The 20,785-nt window shown below is 36.9% G+C and carries 15 protein-coding genes and 3 pseudogenes; 2 read left to right on the top strand and 16 right to left on the bottom strand.

From position 1 onward, the window contains the following. Nucleotides 1–223 precede the first annotated feature (223 nt). The 3 genes from J7E67_RS07130 to J7E67_RS07120 form a co-directional block, all read right to left on the bottom strand. Nucleotides 224–1,657: an alanine/glycine:cation symporter family protein gene (locus tag J7E67_RS07130; protein WP_214731300.1), complete on the bottom strand. Its 1,434-nt coding sequence runs from the start codon at nucleotides 1,655–1,657 to the stop codon at nucleotides 224–226. Nucleotides 1,658–2,368: 711 nt separating this feature from the next. After that, nucleotides 2,369–3,661, bottom strand: coding sequence for a Glu/Leu/Phe/Val family dehydrogenase (locus J7E67_RS07125; RefSeq protein ID WP_214715880.1), 1,293 nt, complete (start codon nucleotides 3,659–3,661; stop codon nucleotides 2,369–2,371). 105 nt (nucleotides 3,662–3,766) lie between these two features. Continuing rightward, on the bottom strand, nucleotides 3,767–4,747 hold the full coding sequence (locus J7E67_RS07120; protein ID WP_214715902.1) for a glutaminase: 981 nt from the start codon (nucleotides 4,745–4,747) through the stop codon (nucleotides 3,767–3,769). Between the two features lie 266 nt (nucleotides 4,748–5,013). Between J7E67_RS07120 and J7E67_RS07115 the strand changes: the two genes are divergently transcribed. Together J7E67_RS07115 and J7E67_RS31795 are read left to right on the top strand one after the other, a co-directional pair. Beyond that, on the top strand, nucleotides 5,014–6,333 hold the full coding sequence (locus J7E67_RS07115; protein ID WP_308160667.1) for an ATP-binding protein: 1,320 nt from the start codon (nucleotides 5,014–5,016) through the stop codon (nucleotides 6,331–6,333). Nucleotides 6,334–6,379: 46 nt separating this feature from the next. Then, a pseudogene (locus J7E67_RS31795) lies at nucleotides 6,380–6,493 on the top strand (transcriptional regulator); the annotation flags it as partial. A 103-nt stretch (nucleotides 6,494–6,596) separates the two neighbouring features. Here the strand turns inward: J7E67_RS31795 and J7E67_RS32525 are convergent. The 13 genes and pseudogenes from J7E67_RS32525 to J7E67_RS07055 form a co-directional block, all read right to left on the bottom strand. Then, nucleotides 6,597–6,710: pseudogene (locus J7E67_RS32525) on the bottom strand (Ger(x)C family spore germination C-terminal domain-containing protein); the annotation flags it as partial. Between the two features lie 222 nt (nucleotides 6,711–6,932). Next, nucleotides 6,933–7,439, bottom strand: a complete 507-nt coding sequence (locus J7E67_RS07105; protein WP_214715882.1) for an acyl-CoA thioesterase — start codon at nucleotides 7,437–7,439, stop codon at nucleotides 6,933–6,935. 105 nt (nucleotides 7,440–7,544) lie between these two features. Then, nucleotides 7,545–7,728: pseudogene (locus J7E67_RS07100) on the bottom strand (2-oxo acid dehydrogenase subunit E2); the annotation flags it as partial. 635 nt (nucleotides 7,729–8,363) lie between these two features. Then, the gene (locus J7E67_RS07095) at nucleotides 8,364–9,329 is read right to left on the bottom strand and encodes a carbohydrate kinase family protein (protein ID WP_214715883.1); all 966 of its coding nucleotides are present in this window, start codon (nucleotides 9,327–9,329) and stop codon (nucleotides 8,364–8,366) included. 59 nt (nucleotides 9,330–9,388) lie between these two features. Further along, nucleotides 9,389–10,867 carry a xylulokinase gene (gene xylB / locus J7E67_RS07090; protein ID WP_214715884.1) on the bottom strand — a complete coding sequence of 493 codons (1,479 nt, stop codon included), beginning with the start codon at nucleotides 10,865–10,867 and terminating at the stop codon, nucleotides 9,389–9,391. Between the two features lie 176 nt (nucleotides 10,868–11,043). Then, nucleotides 11,044–11,946 carry an ABC transporter permease gene (locus tag J7E67_RS07085; protein WP_374102983.1) on the bottom strand — a complete coding sequence of 301 codons (903 nt, stop codon included), beginning with the start codon at nucleotides 11,944–11,946 and terminating at the stop codon, nucleotides 11,044–11,046. A gap of 89 nt (nucleotides 11,947–12,035) precedes the next feature. Beyond that, nucleotides 12,036–13,595, bottom strand: a complete 1,560-nt coding sequence (locus tag J7E67_RS07080; RefSeq protein ID WP_214731299.1) for a sugar ABC transporter ATP-binding protein — start codon at nucleotides 13,593–13,595, stop codon at nucleotides 12,036–12,038. Between the two features lie 81 nt (nucleotides 13,596–13,676). Then, nucleotides 13,677–14,657, bottom strand: a complete 981-nt coding sequence (locus J7E67_RS07075) for an ABC transporter substrate-binding protein (RefSeq protein WP_214731296.1) — start codon at nucleotides 14,655–14,657, stop codon at nucleotides 13,677–13,679. A 757-nt stretch (nucleotides 14,658–15,414) separates the two neighbouring features. After that, nucleotides 15,415–16,044, bottom strand: a complete 630-nt coding sequence (locus tag J7E67_RS07070) for an AmiS/UreI family transporter (RefSeq protein ID WP_214717452.1) — start codon at nucleotides 16,042–16,044, stop codon at nucleotides 15,415–15,417. A 197-nt stretch (nucleotides 16,045–16,241) separates the two neighbouring features. After that, a complete protein-coding gene (locus tag J7E67_RS07065; protein WP_214717451.1) occupies nucleotides 16,242–17,423 on the bottom strand; it encodes a NupC/NupG family nucleoside CNT transporter in 1,182 nt (393 codons plus the stop codon). Nucleotides 17,424–17,518: 95 nt separating this feature from the next. Further along, on the bottom strand, nucleotides 17,519–17,641 hold the full coding sequence (locus tag J7E67_RS31790; RefSeq protein WP_285290733.1) for a cytidine/deoxycytidylate deaminase family protein: 123 nt from the start codon (nucleotides 17,639–17,641) through the stop codon (nucleotides 17,519–17,521). A 64-nt stretch (nucleotides 17,642–17,705) separates the two neighbouring features. Beyond that, nucleotides 17,706–19,007: a pyrimidine-nucleoside phosphorylase gene (locus J7E67_RS07060; RefSeq protein ID WP_214717449.1), complete on the bottom strand. Its 1,302-nt coding sequence runs from the start codon at nucleotides 19,005–19,007 to the stop codon at nucleotides 17,706–17,708. Between the two features lie 1,648 nt (nucleotides 19,008–20,655). Beyond that, nucleotides 20,656–20,785, bottom strand: a 130-nt coding sequence (locus J7E67_RS07055) for an IS3 family transposase (RefSeq protein WP_214718670.1), incomplete at its 5' end; no start/stop codon positions are given.

Below are 20,785 nucleotides of genomic sequence, written 5' to 3'. Positions count from 1 at the left end.
AGCTGTCATCTCTCCCGTTTTCCATCGATGATAAGCTTGTTGGCCTCACGCAGTTTTTGAAGTTAGAGGAGATTCTATAGGTACATGAAAAATCCGTATAATTAATTAGACCTACATCTCGAAGCCAGCCTAATCTATTGCAGGATTAATAGATGTTTTTATACCAGAACCAACAAAAAGATGTTTAGACCGCGTACTGTATCTGAACATCTTTTTGTATTATTTACATCGCTTTTTCCTTTTTTGAAGTAGAAGTAGCTGGAGAGTGCTCCCAACATTCAATGCCTTCATAATTTTTAATACAATCTTTATAAAAGACAGGATCTTTACCAGCTTTTTTCTGTTTCATGTAATCCGTTAAAGCAGCAAAGGCTATTTTTGCTAGTAATGTAATAGCAATCAAGTTTATGATAACCATAAAGCCCATAAATAAATCCGCTAAATCCCATACAAACTGGACCTTTGCAATGGAACCGAATACAATCATGGCTAACACGCTTATTCGGTATAGCATCAACCATACTTTACTTGTGTGTAAAAATCGAATATTTGTTTCCCCATAATAATAGTTACCGATTAACGCACCGAATCCAAATAGAAAAATAAAGATAGCCAGACAGCCTGATGCCCAGGAACCGACATGTTCACTTAATGCTGCTTGTGTAAGTGCAATACCACTTAGCCCTGGTTGTTTGTAAGCATCAGAAAGTAAAATAATAAATGCTGTGCTTGTACAGATGATCAGAGTATCCGTTAATACGCCAAATGCTTGAATAAGTCCTTGTTTAACCGGATGACTTGTTGTTGCCGTTGCGGCAACGTTTGGCGCACTCCCCATTCCAGCTTCATTCGAGAACAAACCACGTTTAACTCCATTCATGAGTGCAGCGCCGATTGAACCGCCTGCTATTTGTTCAAAGCCAAACGCGTTTTTAACAATAAGAGAAAGAATTTCCGGCATTTTTGTTATGTTCGTAGCTATGATAAATAATGCAATACCAATGTATAACACAGCTAGAATCACAACCTTGTATTCAGCCATTTTTGCAATACGCTTCACACCGCCAAAGATAATCGCAGCGAAAGCAAGTGCCATGATAATCCCTAAAGTTAAACGATCTGTACCAAATGAGTTCTCAAAAGCAATTGAAACGGTATTTGATTGTACAGAATTGAATACAAGACCGAAAGAAAGCGTAATTAAAATGGAGAATACTACTCCCATCCAACGTTTGTTTAATCCTTTTTCCATATAATAGGATGGGCCGCCGCGGAAACCATTTTTATCTTTTACTTTATATACTTGCGCTAACGTACTTTCAATAAAGCTGGATGCTGAGCTAATAATAGCAATAACCCACATCCAGAATACCGCTCCAGGACCGCCTAATGCAATCGCAATCGCAATTCCTGTGATATTACCTGTCCCAACGCGAGCGGCCATACCAATACAGAACGCTTGAAATGGGGAAATGTTGTCTTTAGCACCAGTTCTCCCTTCCATTAAAACACGGACCATTTCCTTTAACATTCGAAACTGTACAAATTTCGATTTAAATGTGAAATAAATCCCGCAAGAAACAAGCATAATAATTAGTAATTTTGACCAAAGGAATTCATTTGTTACACCAATCATATTTTGTAATAATTGTGGCATTTTACCACCCCTTATTAAAATTTAGTAGTTTATATTGAAGCAATTAGGACATCAGTTTGATAGAAATGGTTCGAATCGAAGTAGAGTCAGTGCCGGCGATGGTGCCACCTGCTGCTGGAATCTTAATATAAGATCATTTTTTAACAGGGTTTATTGCATCAGCATCATTTGCAGAGTTAGCTGATCTCCGTATAGACATGGATGCTAATGCAGCGGAAGAAAATGTTTCTTTGTCGCTGTGGTAAGAAACCATTGAAATGTAATTTTATTATGCTATGTATAGATCTTGTACCACTCCTTTCATGGCCGCATACGTATTTGTTAAAGCAATAGATGAATAAATTTCATCAGAAAGCAATTCTTGAAATGGCCTTGATGAGCACAGGCAATGGTTAATGAAACGAGACTGTAATCACTTCTACTGATAACCTCATCACAGGCAGGTTTCGAAAATTAGAAACTTACAAATACTGTTAATCGCCTTCATGTTTCTTCTCTCTAACAAAAATGTAGTTTTAATTTATAATAGAAACTACATAATCATAGGTAAAGGATCTCAGTAAGGATTTTACAGCCCTTCATTTTTTCGAAAGCTTCTTTTGCTTCTTTTTCAGTGTCAAACTCAAACATGTTTAGATTGTTTTTTGAATGGACAGTGATAATCCACAAGAAAATCTCCTTCTTCCATATAATTGTAGAAAATCTCGCATTTTAGATCCAGCCCCGGAAATGTGAGGCCTCAGCCAGTTTTCTTATTCCAACCATATACGCTGCTAAGCGCATATTAACTTGATGGACATGTGTTGTTTGATAAATATTTTCAAAAGAATCGACCATTACTTTTCGTAATTTTTCAGCCACCTCTTCCTCTGACCAATAAAATCCTTGATTGTTCTGAACCCATTCAAAGTAAGATACGGTGACACCACCTGCACTTGCCAATATATCCGGAACAAGGAGGATTCCTCTTTCATCCAAAATTTTGGTTGCTTCAAGGGTTGTTGGCCCGTTAGCTGCCTCCACTACGATGGAAGCTTTAATACGATTGGCGTTTTGTGCTGTAATTTGGTTGGAAATGGCAGCCGGCACCAGAATGTCACATTCTTTTTCCAGTAATTCTTGATTCGTGATAACATTGTTAAATAAAGGTGTTACTGTACCAAAACTATCGCGTCGATCGAGCAGGTAATCAATATTAAGCCCTTCTGGATCATAAAGAGCACCATATGCATCCGAAATACCAATCACTTTTGCTCCAGCATCATGCATGAATTTGGCCAAAAAGCTTCCTGCATTCCCAAAACCTTGAATCACTATGCGAGCACCTTGCAATTCAATGTTTTTTTTCTTTACCGCTTCTTCAATACAGATGGTTACACCCCGGGCTGTTGCCGTTTCACGTCCATTTGACCCCCCTAAAACAAGGGGCTTGCCCGTAATGAATCCTGGAGAATCGAATTCACGAAGGCGGCTATACTCATCCATCATCCAAGCCATGATTTGAGAGTTTGTATATACATCGGGTGCCGGTATATCTTTTGTAGGCCCGACAATTTGGCTGATGGCACGAACATAACCACGACTCAATCTTTCCAGTTCTGCAAACGACATTATTCTCGGGTCACACTTAATGCCGCCTTTTCCACCACCGAAAGGGAGGTTCGCAATGCCGCACTTTAAACTCATCCAAATAGACAAGGCTTTTACCTCTTCTTCGTTCACTTCTGGGTGAAAGCGTACGCCTCCTTTTGTCGGACCTACTGCATCATTATGTTGGGAACGAAAACCGGTAAACACTTTAATCGAACCATCATCCATTTTTACAGGTATGCGGACAGTGAGCATTCGGATAGGTTCTTTGAATAATTCAAATTCATTATTTGAATAACCTAATTTATCCAACGCCTCTTTTATGACCGTTTGTGTAGAAAGAAATAAATCTAGAGATTCCTTTTCTTTTTTCTGTTCTTCGGCTAGGCTTTCTACAGTATTTGTTAATGCCATTAATATCACCCCATAATTTGAAGAATAAAAGTTTTATTGCATCGTTTTCTTAATTTCGTATGAATTTTTCAAATGTCCAATGAAATCTTTTCTTATAAGATGTTTTTAGAAAATACACAGATCCCATTCTTGCGATAGATGTTTCAATAGCTTAACACCCGTCAGGCTATTGCCATACTGATCAATTGCTGGTCCATAAATACCAATTCCACATCCATCTTGAAAAGGCAGTTCTCTTTTCATACTTGGGGGAACTGTTGCTAAAATACCTCCCGATACCCCGCTTTTGGCTGGCACTCCGACAAAGGCGGCAAATTTGCCTGAAGCATTGTACATTCCACAGGTAAGCATTAAGGCTTTGGAAAGTCTGGCCACTTCAACAGGCATTACTTGTTGTTTTTGAATTGGGTGATATCCATCATGAGCAAGAATCATTCCAATCAGGGCTATATCTTCCGTATTTACTTCTAAAGAACACACCTTCAGATAAACTTCTAAAGCTTCATCCACCTCTGATTCTAAAAAACCCGTCTCTTTTAAATAATAGGCTATTGCTCTATTTCGATTGGCAGTCTGCCATTCTGACTGAAAAACCTCCGCATTGATGTTCGGACGTTTCCCTATCATTTTTTCGATAAATTTGTAAAGAAACTCCAATTTATTTTTTGATGATTCTCCCGGAAGCAGTGATGCGATGGTAATTGCTCCTGCATTGATCATGGGATTAAACGGCTTACCTGGTTTATGCATTTCAAGGCGGATAATGGAGTTAAAGGCATCTCCAGTTGGTTCCACATCGACCCGATCTAACACATAAGGAATTCCGCGACTTACACATGCCGCTATAAAGCTGATCACTTTTGAGATACTCTGCAATGTAAAAGGGACTTGCCAATCACCCGACTTGACGACTAGTCCATTTGATCCTACGATACAAATACCTAACTGTGACGGGTTTGCCTTTCCCAAAGCAGGAATGTAGCTTGCACATCGTCCTTCTGTACCATAGGAACGATAATGAGCCACCCATTCATCCAACCAATCCTGCCTTTGGTTCCCGATTTGATCTCTTTCCTTTTTTTTAATCTTGTGAATCAACTCTTCCAACCCTCTCTTTCTAAATTCTTTTTTAGGGAAAACATTTCACACTCAAAAGAAAACGCTTTCTATTTTCTGATAGAATGATATAGGTGATTCTATAATTAGAACTACAAAAGATAACAAAAACCTACAGAAAATTTTTTATCTTTCGTTTAATTTTTTATTCAAACAAAATTGGAGTATTTAATAATAAAGTTTGCATTGTATTGTGGCCAATCTATCTGTATACTAATTTTCAGAAAAATGAGGAAGTGATCTGCTTGAACATCAGTCCTTTAGTAAAAAAAGAACTATTCATTCTCGTTTTAATGATGATAACAGTCCCTTTGGCGGGTGAATTAAATTTCTATCCGATTAATGAAACGTTCCGGGTCAGTTTTGGTGTACCAATATTTTTATTCTTTTTGTTATTGTTCCGAAAAATCCCCGCTATTTTGTCTGGTTTATTGACAGCTATACAAGTTGTGGTCTTTCGTATTTTACTAGAATTCATCAACCAAGGTAATATGAATTTGACTTCCTCTTTTGAAGCTAATTTTCCTAGTTTTTTCTTTTATTTTGCCTATGCTTGTTTCTTTTATTTGGCAAAAGTAAACCGATTTTATCACCGTCCTATTTTAATTGGATTGATTGGCATCACCATCGAAATATTGTCGGATTTGACAGAGATAATGATGCAATATTTCGTATTGGGAACAACGATTAAATTGGCAGCACTTAGCGAAATTCTGATTATGGCGATTTCACATAGCTTTCTGGTTGTCAGCTTTTTCACGATCATGCAGTTGTATGAGGCACAAGCAAGGGAAAAACAAATAAGAAAACAAAATGAGCATATGCTCATGCTCATTTCCAATTTATACGAGGAATCAATTCATTTAAAAAAAACATTGCTAGATGCTGAAAACATCACAAAAAAATCATATGATCTATACAAATGCTTAAATGTTTTGCAAAACGAAGGGACGACTGCCCATACAGTCGAGGACCTCGGCAGGCAGGCATTGACAATAGCCGGCGAAGTCCATGAAATAAAAAAAGATAACCAACGTATTTATGCGGGACTTTCAAAACTTATTTCTGATGAAAGTTTTACAGATTATATGAACCTGGTTGAACTTGTTTCCATTATCAAACGAACAAATGAAAAATATGCCAGTATCCTTGGAAAAAATATTCAAGTTGAATATTCCATTACAGGAGCTCATCCTCCTTACCATGTTTTTACCCTTTTATCGATTATCAATAATATCGTCACTAACGCCATAGAAGCCAGCGATAAAACGGGCAAGATTACCATTAGTATTGAAAGGGAAAACCATTTGGTTAAATTCCAGATCAAAGATAATGGCCCTGGTGTTATCCAGAAACATAAAAATTTAATTTTCAAGCCTGGGTTTACCACTAAATATGATTATTCCGGAAATCCATCAACGGGAATGGGATTATCCTTTGTAAAAGAGATAGTTGAACAACTTGAAGGTGATATTACAGTGCAGAATAGATTAGAAGGAACAGGGTCCATTTTCACTATCCGCTTATCGGCCAATCATTTAATGGAGAAAGGGTGATTTGTTACTTTTTCATATAATAGATGATGATGAAGCCGTTCGTTCGATGCTGGCTCAAATCATCGAAGACGAGGGCTTAGGGGAAGTGGCCGGGGAGGCAGCAGATGGATCCTTATTGGATGGAAACAGGTTAGACATTGATATACTTGAGAGAGTCCTTGCATAGTCTCAATGACGGAAAAACTTCACTAAACCGTTGTTTAGTGAAGTTTTTCTGTTATAAGAAGAGAAAAATATACTATTCGTTAACAAAATAAGAGGGCTTACATGTTTTGACCTGATACGCCATAATCTTTGATTGTTAATTTTACGTTATAGTGAATCGGAACCTCACTGAATGTTTGATCCCAATCTTTTTTAACCTTACCCCACACTTGCGTTTCAGGAAGAACTGTCGCACCTAGCTTGACGAAATGAACATTAATGTATTTTTTTGAAGGCCTCTTTTGCTTCTGCTTCTGTCTCAAATTTAAACATTGTAATATTTGAATCTAAATACTGAGTGATAATCCACATTAAAATCCCTCCCTAATTTAAAGATTACCTATTTGCTAGTCCTGCTGACTAACTTAACTAAATTAACATAAGCTTTGTTGACCTTAAGGATAATTTGTTGTTAAAAAAGCAGCTAATTTTTTGCTCTTTTGTTTTCTTTCTTTGCGAACTCTTGCTCGCTCTGGTGCGGTCTCATGCAATTTTTTCTCTTCTTCTGTTTCCGGAATAACCTGTGGAACATGTGTTGGACGTTTATGTTCATCAAGTGCGACAAATGTTAATAGAGCTGTTGCTGCAATTGTACGTTTACCACTTTTTAAATCTTCAGCAATAATTTTCACAAAAACCTCCATAGACGATGTCCCTGTCCATGTCACATATGATTCAAAACAGACCGAATCTGTTGTACGAACAGGATATAAGAAGTCAACTGAATCAGTTGAAGCAGTTACACATTCCCTGCGACTATGGCGAGCCGCAGAAACAGACGCTACCTGGTCCACATCACTCATTAATTTTCCTCCAAATAATGTATTGTGATTGTTTACGTCATTTGGAAATACACGACTTGTTCGTATAACTCGTGATTCTTTACAATATTTTGCTTCCATATATATACTCCCCTATTGAACTACTGGCACAATCTTCTACGAAATAACTTTAATTTGGTCTACCCTATAAAGCTCTTAGTCTTCTAATAATTAAGTTTCTGGATCTTACAAATAACTAGTTGACAGTGCCAAGAAACTAACGATTTCTTTTTCCATCCCAATCCAGTGATCGTAGGAAAGGGCAATATACATGTTTGATTTTTTGCATACCGAGAATCCCCCCTTGTAGGCTTTTTAAGATCGGCGTTGACATTAAGGATTTAAAGACTCCGCCGTTTGTGATAGTAAAGCCAAGATTTGGACCATGAAAGTTTGGACATTGATTTTGTTGGGTTTTTTGTATTTCCATGCACAATATCCCCCATGATTCTGTTTCTCCTTATGTTTTTCCTTGAAAGAAGTAATTATTAATTTCTTATGACTAAGAATAATGCAATTATTGAAATAAATAAAATGATATAAAATTATAATCACATATAAAAAACTTTTATATCCTATAAATTCAGGAGTTAATAATGGATTACCGTTATTAACAAATAGTTAAAAAAAACCAACTAAATCGGCAATGAATCCATCATAGAAGAAGTCAGCGAACTTCAACATTCCTGAAATATTGAGTTCAAGCTGTGCTGTATCTTGGACATCCAATAATTCTTTTTGGAAGTTACTCTTAAGGACGCCTTTTAGTCATAAACCAATGTAAGTGCCAGGCACTGATCGCCTTAAAAAAGTATCCTAAATAGTTTACTTTTAAGAAACAGCTTCAAAAGGAAGGATTGTTAGAAGCCTTCATTTAAAAAGGAACCACGGCATATCATGCCACGATTCCTTTCTTTGCTGAATATAAATGTCACTGCTTTAAGAATGACTTCTATCTTATTCTTGTAATCAGACGCTTTAAACTTACTGCATGAGTAAAAATGACTAAATTTTTAATATATCCTCTTCGTTTGGTAAGGAAGATATCGCTCCTACCCTTGTACATACAAGTGCCCCTACTTTATTTGCAAATAGAATGATCTCTTTCAGTTTACTAAAATCATTAATAATTGTATTAATGGACTCCAAGTTTGCAAACTGATATAAAGCAGCACCGACAAATGCATCACCAGCACCGGTAGAGTCAATTGAATTTATTTCTATACTGTTTATTACACCCACATCATTTCCATTTGAAAGAAGAGTTCCTTCACTTCCAAGAGTCACAGCCACAATTTTCGCTCCCAAATGATGGAGCTTCTCTATTCCTTCATACTTATCCATTTTTCCAGTGATAAGTTCAAGCTCCTCTTCACTGACTTTTACAAAATCAGCCATGGATATACCTTTTCTAGCTAAACTAATAAATTCTTCCATTCTATTTTTCCATAAATCCTTACGGAAATTAGGGTCAAATGATAGGAATATTCCACTATTTTGCGCAAACTCCATTGCATTAAAATAGGTTGTTTTAAATGGGTTATCAAGTAAAGCTGTTGCGGATCCAAAGTGTATTATTTTTGCTCTACTTAGTCTATCTAAATTTAAGTTTTCGTCTGTTAGATGTTGATCTGCTCCTCTATTGAATACAAAATCCCTTTCACCGTCTGCTTGGAGAGAAACAAATGCTAAGGTTGTTGATGCTAAATCATCAGTAACAACCATCGATGTATCTACACCCACCTCTTTTAAAGTTTCTTTCAAAAATGATCCAAATGGATCATTTCCCACTTTTCCAATAAGACTCGCCACCCCACCTAGCTTTGAAATGGCAGCTGCTACATTCGCTGGGGCACCTCCAGCCTTCTTTAGGAAATGATCACCTTCTTTTAAATTAACATCAATATCTGTACAGAAAAAATCGATTAACAGCTCTCCAACGCACATAACTGAGCGGGATGTTTTATTCATTTATTTTCCACTCTCCATTCTTATCGCTTCTATTAATATAGAATACAAAGTATCTAGATCTATATCATAAACAGTTCCCTATTTTGTATATAGAGAGATTTAAATAGCTCATATTGCTCATTATATACATATCCATTCTTTTCATTTGGCTCTACTAGCCTATCACTCTTTTTTACCATTTCACTTACTGCTTCTTCCATTGAATTGAAGACTTTTGTACCTACAGCTGCCATAATTGCTGCTCCTTTACAGGCATGTTCCTTCGTCAAGGTAGTACATATACTTTTTTGAAAAACGTCTGCTACAATTTGCATCCATAAATCACTTTGGATAAATCCACCTGAAGCGATAACCTGCTCAACAGGTATTTGTAGTTCATTAAAAATCTCTAATGAATCACGCAATGAAAAAGCAACACCTTCCATCACCGCTCTCAACATGTGGTAACGATTGTGCTTTAATTGAAGTCCAAAAAACATCCCTTTAGCATTAGCATCCATATGGGGTGTTCTGTCTCCATTTAAATATGGTAGGAAGAGTAACTTTTCACTACCTGATGGAATCTTACTAGTTTCTTTGTTTAACTTAGTAAAGTCTGTGATATATAAAATATTTTCCATTAACCATTTTAATGATAGTCCTGCACTTAAATTAGCACCTAATATGTACCAGTTTTTCACATGACAGAATGTATTTGTACGATATAGTCTGTCATGAACTGGTTGATTTACAGGGGAAAATAACTGTCCTCCTGTTCCAATCGTACAGGAAATTGTCCCCGAAGAAAGGATGCCATTCCCAACAGCCTGCATCGGCTGATCCCCTCCACCATATACGACAGGGGTTGCTAATTTCAATCCAGTTTCATTGGCTGCAATTCGTGTTACGTAACCAGCGATCTCGTATGGCTCACGGCATAGTGGAAAAAGGTTCCTATTTATCCCTAACTTTTTAATTAGATCTTCAGCCCATTCTCTTCTTTCTATATTAAATATTAATGTTCCACAAGCATCTGTTGAATCTGTACCAATTTCACCAGTTATTCTGTAACGTATATAATCTTTAGGTAAAACCACTTTATCTATTTTTTCATAATTAAAAGGTTCATGGTCTTTTATCCACATTAAAGAAGGCAGTAAAAAACCAGGAGAAAGTGCATTCAGTGTTTGCCTTCCTACTTCTTCCTTTTGGATTTTATTATGTATGGAGTGGATTTGCTGCTGACTTCTTTGGTCACACCAAATGATCGCTGGTCTTATTACTTGTTTGTCTTTATCAAGTATTACTAAACCATGCATTTGTCCAGAAAAACTAATTCCAGTAATTTCAACCTCATATCCCCCCACTTTTTGTAAACAATGCTGTATGGTCTTCTTTGTAGCTCTCCACCATTCTTCAGGATCTTGTTCTGCCCAATTTCTTGCAGGAGTATTTATGCTATATACCTCACTATCTGAAAAACACTCTGTTCCAGTATAGTCAATCAGGCATGTCTTCACACTAGATGTTCCAAGATCTATTCCAAGCAAGTACTTCATCAAATACCCCCTTTTTGATCGCAAAATTGCATGAAAAATGAAGGCTGTCGATCATTCGACAGCCTTTAAAATGTCTTACTTCCAATGAAAAAATCCACTTATTGGAAAGATATTTCATCTTTTTTACCTTTATTACTCTTGTTCTCTACATTGTTAAATGCATCTGTTGAATTCCATTAAGCTGCACTATTTCCACGTAAGCGATCTAATAATACCGCGGCAACAATTACTCCACCTTTGACAACAAGCTGCCAATAATAGTTAACGTCCATTAGAGTTAAGCCATTACTAATAACGCCCATAATTAATACCCCAATGATCGTTGCTTGTATCTTTCCTTTACCACCTGTTAGACTAGTTCCGCCCAAAATAACCGCTGCAATTGCATCTAACTCATACATTTGTCCTGCAGTTGGTTGACCAGAATACAACCTGCCAGCTAAAACAACCCCACCTAAACCTGCTAATAATCCACTGATGGAATAAACATTAATTAATGACTTCTCAACCTTAATCCCTGTTAATCGTGCTGCTTCTTCATTTCCACCAATGGCATAAATATGGCGGCCAAACATGGTATACTTTAAAACATAAAACATAACGACATAAACAAAAATCATGATATAGATAGGAGTTGGTATTCCGAAAATAGCTCCGCCACCAATGAATTTGAACGTTTCATTTTGTAAAACAATCGGATAACCACCACTAATGACATAAGCAAGACCTCGAACATAGGTGAAACTACCTAATGTAACAATAAATGCTGGTAATTTGGTTTTAGCAGTGAAAAATCCATTTATTAGTCCTACTGCATACCCTACAGCCACACCTGATATCATGGCAATGACGGGGTTAACTCCTGCTGAAGAGACCATAACTGAAATAACACCGGATAAAGCAACTGTTGACCCGACCGACAAATCAATTCCACCAGTTAATATCACAATTGTCATTCCAGCAGCTAGAACAGCAATGATGGAAACCTGCTTTAATACATTTAACATATTGGCCGTTTCTAAGAAATTAGGCGCGGTAAAAGAAAGGACAACACATAATAAGATTAAAATCATGATCATACCCAATCGATTCCATAATCCGTGAAGGATCTTCCCAACATGAAGGCTTTCTCTTTGTGATATTGTTTGAGTATTTCCCCTCATTTTCTTTACTCCCCCCTAGTAGCTAAGTACATAATTTTTTCCTGTGTGGCTTCTTCTCTCGAAAGTTCTCCTGTTAATCTTCCTTCGCACATGACGAGGATTCGATCACTTACGCCTAAAACTTCCGGAAGCTCAGATGAAATCATTAAAACTGCCAAGCCATTTTCGGCAAGCTTCGAAACAATTTTATGTATTTCAGTCTTTGCCCCAATATCCACACCTCTCGTGGGTTCATCAAGCAGTAATACTTTAGGTGCGATGGACAGCCATCTTGCGATCACAACTTTTTGCTGATTACCACCACTTAAGTTCGATACCTGCTGTTCCGGTGAGGCAATTTTTATGTTTAGTTCTTTTATATAACGATCAGCGGTAGCATTCACTTCTTTCCAACTAACAATTCCTGCCTTCGTATGCTTTTTCAACTCTGCCATTAAAATATTCTCTTTTACAGACATAGATAAAAATAATCCTTGCTCTTTCCTGCTTTCAGGTACATGAGCAATCCCATTAGCCATTGCATCTATAGGGGATTGTATTTTAACGGACTTTCCATCTACAAATATTTCGCCACTTTTCAACTCAGATGCACCAAATAGAGCCCTAACTAACTCTGTTCTCCCCGCACCTACAAGCCCTGCTAAACCAATAATTTCACCTGGATAAATTTTAAACGAAACGTTTTTAACAATGGTGTTATCTGAAACATTTCTCAGTTCTAGAACAGGGGAACTGCTTTTTGAAAGTTTTTTAGGATCAGAAGACTTATCTCGATTAAACAAATCTTTTAAATCACGACCTACCATTAGCTTCACAAGGTGATCAGGGTTTGTCTCTTCAATGGGGCCACTTGCAATCCACTCACCGTCACGTAAGACAGTAAATCTATTAGCAATCGTAAAGATTTCTTCCATTCTATGAGAAATATAAACGATGGCAACACCCTGTTTTTTTAAATCCTCAATAATATCAAATAGTTTCATAATTTCTTTATCTGTTAAAGAGGCTGTTGGTTCATCCATAATAAGAACCTCTGCCTTAAAGGATAATGCTCGGGCGATCTCCACCATTTGTTGTTGAGCAACGCTTAGGGTTGAAACCAATTGGCGTGGGTCAAGATTAGAACCCATTGAATCCAACACCTTTTGTGCACTTTTATGCACCTCTCCCCACTTAACCATCCCTAACCGATTTCTCGGAAAGGTTGAACCCATTAAGATATTTTCACTAATCGACAAATTGGGAGAAAGGCTTAATTCCTGATGAATAACATTTATTCCTTTGTTCCTTGCATCAACAGGATCCTTCCACAAAGTCGGCTGACCTTTAAAATAGATCTTTCCACCATTATTATCAGGTGTATAGATCCCTGCTAAAATTTTCATAAAAGTTGACTTTCCGGCTCCATTCTCACCCATTAAGGCATGTACTTCACCTGGATAAAGTTCAATTTTCACATTGTTTAATACGGTTACACCTGAGAACGTTTTACTAATTCCTTCCATATTTAACACTGGATTTTTATGACCATGTTGAACCTTCACTACCCGCTCTGTAACTGCCATACTTTTATCTCACCCCTTTTTTTAATTTGAAAAGGGCTGAACAAGGGTTCTTCCTTATCAGCCCTTTTGATTGGAGGAGGCTTACCACCCTAGGTAAGAATCTAATTTATCTTGAGTAACAAGTTTAACCGGAACTTTAATAAGGTCTTCTACGTCTTCGCCATTTTTCACTTTCATTCCAATTTCAACTGCCTTTTTCACCATTTCACTTGGTGATTGCGCGGAAGTTGCCTTAATAGTACTTCCCTTTTTGGCCATCGCTTCTGTCACTTCAGGAGCACCATCTACACCTACAATAAAAAATTCATCTTTACGATCAGCTTGCTCTTGAGCAATTTCAACACCGATTGCTTCAGGGTCATTGATGGCAAATACGGCGTCAATAGAGCCTGATGGATTAGCTTGTAAAATACTTTCCATAACGGTTAATGCCTTTTCACGATTTCCTTCGCCGTTTTGCTTCGCTACTATTTTAATTTTAGAATCTTTAATAGCTTCCTCAAACCCTTTAATACGGTCTGTTACGGCTGAAACAGGAGGTCCATCAATGATAGCAATGTTTCCTTTTCCACCTAATTGTTCAATGACATATTCTCCAGCTAGTTTACCAGCTTGATAGTTATCCGATGTAACAGTAGCATCAACACCACCTTCAGCATTCGTATCTACAGCGATTACAGGAATACCAGCGTCTTTTGCCTGTTGAACAGCTGCTGCAATTCCTTTTGTATCAACAGCATTTAATAAAATAACATCTACTTTTTTTGTAATGAAGTTTTCAATTTGAGAAGTTTGCTTTGCGAGATCATATTCTGCACTTTCAACAAAAACCTCTGCACTTAATTCTTTCCCTGCTTCTTCAACCCCTTTTGACATGGCAACAAAGAAAGGATTGGCCAAAGTACCCACAGTTAGTCCTATTGTTAACTTTTTGTCACCTTTTTGCTCTTTGTTATCTTTCGGAGATTCACTTGATGATTCACTAGCACTAGTACACGCAGTCATCACAACCATTACAAACATTAAAACTAGTATTAATAGCATTTTTACATTTTTTCTCATTATGATCCCCCTAGTTTTTATAAACTTAAAGATTACTTAAAGAAGTTAAATTTGTTATCGCTTTCAGTTTTAATTGCATCACCTCCTTAAAAATAGTTTTTAGGTTGTACAAATAGATCTATAAATCCTTTCTGCTAGATTATTAGGTATAAACCCCTCTGTTAGCGTTTTCATATCTTTGAAAATAAAACCATTTCAATGATTATTTTTGGAGTTTTATTTGAACGTTATTGCTCATTTATGATTGTTTTTGAATGTTTTAAGTTAATTCAGATTATATTATGACTGTTTTTAATTGTCAACAATTCCAGATTTATACAAAAATATATTAATATAGCTAAATATGAACTATTCAAATAGAAGTTCTCACACATCGTGGCATATATTTCAATGATGTTTGACAATCTTTTCTATAAAGAAAGGAATCTACTTTTTATGCTTATTTATTATATTGGTAAAATGCAACAAAAATAAAAAATGGATGCCCGCAAGGATTCGAAAATGTCTCACTAGGTTTCCATAAGAAATTAATTTTGTTTATATCACTTGAATTTCTGGACCACTATTCTCTTTTTTAAATGATAGTTTTATCGTTTTTGTAGAAGGCTATGACAGACAACGATAAATCAAAAACACCCTCTCCTACCAGAAAGGGTGTTTGGTTTATTTCTTTTGGGTTTGCAACGCACAGGCACCGTTCTCATAAAAAAACCTGTTTAGATTAAATCTACACAGGTTTTTGAAGCATATCTTTTGATTATATCACTTGAACTTCTTGTCCACTTTTCTCTTTTTTAAATGAAAATTTCATTTTGAAAAGACTTACAACAAAATAGACAATCGCTAGAATTAAAACGAGGGTCCAGATTTGAGAGACAAATCGTGTATCCCAGACACCTAAGAAATACAGCAAAGCTGGAATGGTCAGCGTTACCCATGACTGGACGAAAGCAACAATCCCAATGTACGTATCTATTTTCTTTTTAAGCGCATTTGATAAAAAGAACAGAAACCATAATAGTGCCCACATACCCCATGTTAATGCATTGACAACATCGTGAAAGTGAATAATCGATGTTAACGTATAGACGACTGCAATAATAGCGACCCATAAACTAAACCAGCCGAGACCGCTGCCATCAAGCCCTTTCAATACGGTTACCCCAACATATAAATAGGTTAAGCCAAATAGGAAAATAGATGCAACATTATAAAGTTCCCAATTATTTTGACCCGATACAAACATTAAGTAAGATGGGATTATAATTTGAATAATTCCAATGAATATATTAAAAACACCTACACTTTTTGCTTCTGCCTTCCCTAATAGCATAAGACTGTTTAAAAATAATACTGCACCTGAGAGAAATAAACCAACAAAACTCATATTAATAGTTGTGAAAAACTATTTTCACAACCTTCCCCTCCTTTTAGAAAGCAATACCCTCTCAACTAAGAAAAGAAATTGCTTTTTCAACATCATTTATTGCTCTTTCGTAAACTTTGTTTATGCCACGATACCTTTATTAATACGGGTTTAGACATTGATTCGAAAAACCACGATCATTACGAAAACAACCTTATTTATAAAACGATACTTACGATCACAGATGATAAAACACTAACTAATGTTGCTCCAAATAAAAGTTTTAGACCAAATCGTGCGACAGTGTTTCCCTTTTTTTCATTTAAGCTTTTTACGGCTCCTGCAACAATTCCTATCGAGGAGAAGTTTGCAAAGGAGACAAGGAAGACAGAAATAATTCCTAATGTACGCGGGCTAAAGCTCTCCTGTATTTTTGCTAAATCCATCATCGCTACAAACTCATTTGTGACAAGCTTCGTTGCCATAATTCCCCCAGCTTGGACAGCTTCTGAAAATGGAACTCCCATGATAAAGGCAAATGGTGAAAAAATATATCCTAAAATTTCCTGGAATGAAATTCCGAAAACCATATCAAAAACATTATTGATACCAGCCATTAAAGCAACAAATCCAATCAACATAGCACCGACAATGACGGCTACTTTAAATCCATCCATAATATATTCGCCTAACATTTCAAAGAAGCTTTGCTTTTCCTCTTCTTGAATGATGAGGATATCTTCGTCTTCTGGCACAGTATATGGATTAATAATCGATGAAATAATAAATCCGCCAAATAGGTTTATCACAAGTGCTGTCACAACATATCTTGGTTCAATCATTGTCATATACGCACCGACAATGGACATCGAAACGGTTGACATTGCGGAAGCACATAATGTATATAGGCGATGGGCAGGCAGCAGGCCGAGCTGCTTTTTAACCGTAATAAATACCTCTGATTGACCAACGATCGCGGAAGCTACGGCATTGTATGACTCTAATTTACCCATACCATTTACTTTACTTAACAATAAGCCTATTGCTTTCATAATGATAGGGAGTATTTTAAAATGCTGGAATATCCCAATTAATACTGAAATGAACACGATTGGAAGTAATACATTAAGGAAGAACGACATTTCACCTTTATTCGCAAGCCCGCCAAACACAAAGGAAATACCGCTGGCTGCGTATTCTAATAATTTACTAAAAACGTCAGCAAATCCTTTAACTAAAACTAAACCAAATTTTGTATTTAATAACAATGCTGCTAAAATTACTTGAATGATGACCATTAGGATAATCGGTTTGATTTTAATATTTTTCTTATTATTACTCGCAACAAAAGCAAGTCCAAAAACAACAAGTAATCCAATGATGGCTATGATGTATTTCATGATTTCCTCCACAATGATGTATTTTATTCTAAGATGTAAATGATTCCGAACCTGACTACAGGGCTATCCCAAACAGATTACTTTCTTTAAATCCTTTAAGAAAAAGATACCTGGTTATTCTTTGTTAATATAGCTGCAATGACTTGAAAGTTTGAATATGGCGAATAGGCTTGTTTCCGAGCCTCGACCGCTTGATCAATTAATTTATTATTCTCCATTCATGATTTTTCTATAAGAAAGCAAATAGCCTGAGACTGACCAACAAGCCAACCTCGTCAGGGATTAATGGATTTCTGTATAAATAAGTGTTGGTTGAGCTACTTTTTCTTCAACTAGTTTGTAGGCTGCGTAAATTTTCTCGATGACTTCTTGAACATTCTCACGATTACTGTGGATCGTCACAAGTGCGTCACCCTGTTGGACAAAATCGCCTACTTTTTTGTGGAGAACAACGCCTACTGCCAAATCAATGACTGATTCTTTAGTGATGCGTCCAGCTCCTAACATCATTGCGGCAATCCCAATCATCTCGGCAGTGATTTCAGCAACACATCCTGTTTTTAGGGCTGGTACTTCGATCGTATATTTAGCTGTAGGAAGTTTTGTAGGATCATCAACAACAGAAGCGTCTCCACCTTGGGCAGCAAGGAATATTTTAAAGGATTGTAATGCTTTTCCGTTTCGGATCGACTCTTCCAACATTTCACGCGCTTGTTGCAAATCGGCTGCTTTTTCTGCTAGGACGACCATATGGCTGCCAAGTGTTAAACATAATTCATGTAAATCCTCTGGACCTTGTCCACGAAGGGTATCAATTGCTTCTTTCACTTCTAAAGCATTTCCTACGGCAAACCCGAGCGGTTGGCTCATATCAGAAATGATCGCTTTTGTCTTCCGTCCCACACCATTTCCAATGTCCACCATTGTCTGTGCCAATTCTTTCGCATCGTCGAGATTCTTCATGAAAGCCCCACTGCCTGTTTTCACATCAAGAACAATCGCATCTGCTCCTGCGGCAATTTTTTTACTCATAATTGAGCTTGCAATAAGCGGAATCGAATCGACTGTAGCGGTTACATCCCTTAAGGCATAAAGCTTTTTATCTGCAGGTGTTAAATTGGCACTTTGGCCGATTACAGCAATTTTATTTTTGTTCACTAAACGAATAAACTCGTCATTTGTAATTTCAACATGAAAACCTTTAACTGATTCTAACTTATCAATCGTGCCGCCGGTGTGCCCAAGACCTCTGCCAGACATTTTGGCAATAGGTACCCCAACAGAGGCGACTAATGGTGCTAACACAAGTGTGGTTGTATCACCAACACCGCCAGTACTATGCTTATCTACTTTAATTCCTTCAATTCCGGATAAATCGATTTGGTCCCCAGAGTTAACCATCGCTTCCGTCAAATAGACGCGTTCTTCTTTGGACATTCCTTGGAAAAATACCGCCATTGAAAATGCAGACATTTGATAGTCAGGAATACTTTCGTTGGTAAATCCATTTATTAAAAACTGAATTTCTCCGTTTGTTAATTCAATACCATTACGTTTTTTCTCAATAATATCAACCATTCTCATATGGTTTTCCCCCTAAATTTAGGTTAAAGTCTTTTTTTAATATTTTAAAGAAATTTAAGATCATTAAAGTTACAAACAGTTCAGCTGCTAAATACTAGTAGAAATCTGACTAATAACTTCTTGAAAGCTTGGTTTGTGTTTTCCCAAAGCGAACGCTTTCATCTATCCTTTTATTATTTTAAAATAACTATAGCATAAATGGTGAACAAATGTTAATTGATATTTGAACAAAATTTAAATTTATTTTTTACCATATTCGCCATCTTCGTCCTAAATAACATTCATATCAGCAAATATGCACTATATTTAAGAATTTACTGAACTTTTGTAAAAGTACACTAGAAAAATTGTAAAGTTCAGCAATTTAAAATGACCCTTGCCATTTCATCAAATAATTCAACTGGGTTTGCAAAACGATTGGAGTTAAAAGCGGGAAATGGATGATCTACCGATATATCCGATCGCGGAAAGATGGAGATAGATAAGAAATGAGGTGAAATGGGTGTTTTAGCTGTAGATAGGAACTTTAAAAAGCTTTGTTAATTAACCTTGTTGCTATTTTTACATTTACGAAAAAGGGAGCTTTCGCGGTGCATAAAAGAACGTTCCATTGACCGTTTGAGGAAAACAGAGTAGTCCCTCGGGCATTGAAACATCGTTAGAGTGACCGTTCGATTAAAAAAAGCATTCACCTGGGCACTGTAACACCGTTAGAGTGACCGTTCGATTAAAAAAGCCCTCACTCGGGCACTGTAACACCGTTAGAGTGACCGTTCGATCAAAAAAAGCCCTCACTCGGGCACTGTATCACCGTTAGAGTGACCGTTCGATGGAAAAAAGGCCCTCACTCGGGCACTGTAACACCGTTAGAGTGACCGTTCGATCAAAAAAAGCCCTCACTCGGGCACTGTATCACCGTTAGAGTGACCGTTCGATCAAAAAAAGCTCTCACTCGGGCACTGTAACACCGGAGGCTGAATCAGTGGTGTGCCTATATGGGGCATAACTCTTTTTTGGCAGGTTTCTCATTCTGATAATCGATTGCTACCTCATTCCAAACGGCAAATTTAAAACTAGTCGGGCTGCTATCCCTTTCGGAAAAGATCGTATATTAGGGGAAGAACATTTGGCTGTCAATTTTGTCAATAGCCCTTAAAATTGAAAACGTTTTAATTAGTTGGGGGAAATTCTAGTTATGGAAAGGTTGATAATAATATCTTGATTTTTCATAAAATTAAAAATAGTAGATGACCATGGGGACGGTTCTTGCGGTCGGCACTAACCTAATTAAAAACCATGAGAACCGTCACCATGGAGTCTGATCAGACCCATTTATGGACATTTCCACTTAGCGCACTCATCATTATTTCTGTAGTCGTTATGGTATTTGGTATGATATCGGGCCGCAATCGGTATGTATAAATGGCGAACAGTGATTGTCACTGTTCGCCATGTAACTCGATGTCTTTGGAGATGGTGTTCGGTTGAAGATCCCCCTTTATACTTTTAATAACCTTCAGCTGTAAAATCTAAGAGAGACGAGCTTTATGAACCTCTCTTTATGACCCGTGACCCTCTTTTTTCATGTGGACGAGCTTTATGAACCTCTCTTTATGATGATGTGACCCCCAAAAGTTAGAGTTTTATGTTAAGCAGCTAATTGGCTGGTATGGATACGGAATTGAACCGGACTCATGCCTGCCAATTTTTGCTTTATACGCTTGTTATTATAATAATTGATATATTCTTCGATTCGCTCTTTTAATTCCTCAAATGGG

This window comes from Bacillus sp. ISL-46 (assembly GCF_018613205.1).
Note: the sequence above shows the minus strand (reverse complement) of the source record. Positions and strands in the feature narration are given on the sequence as shown.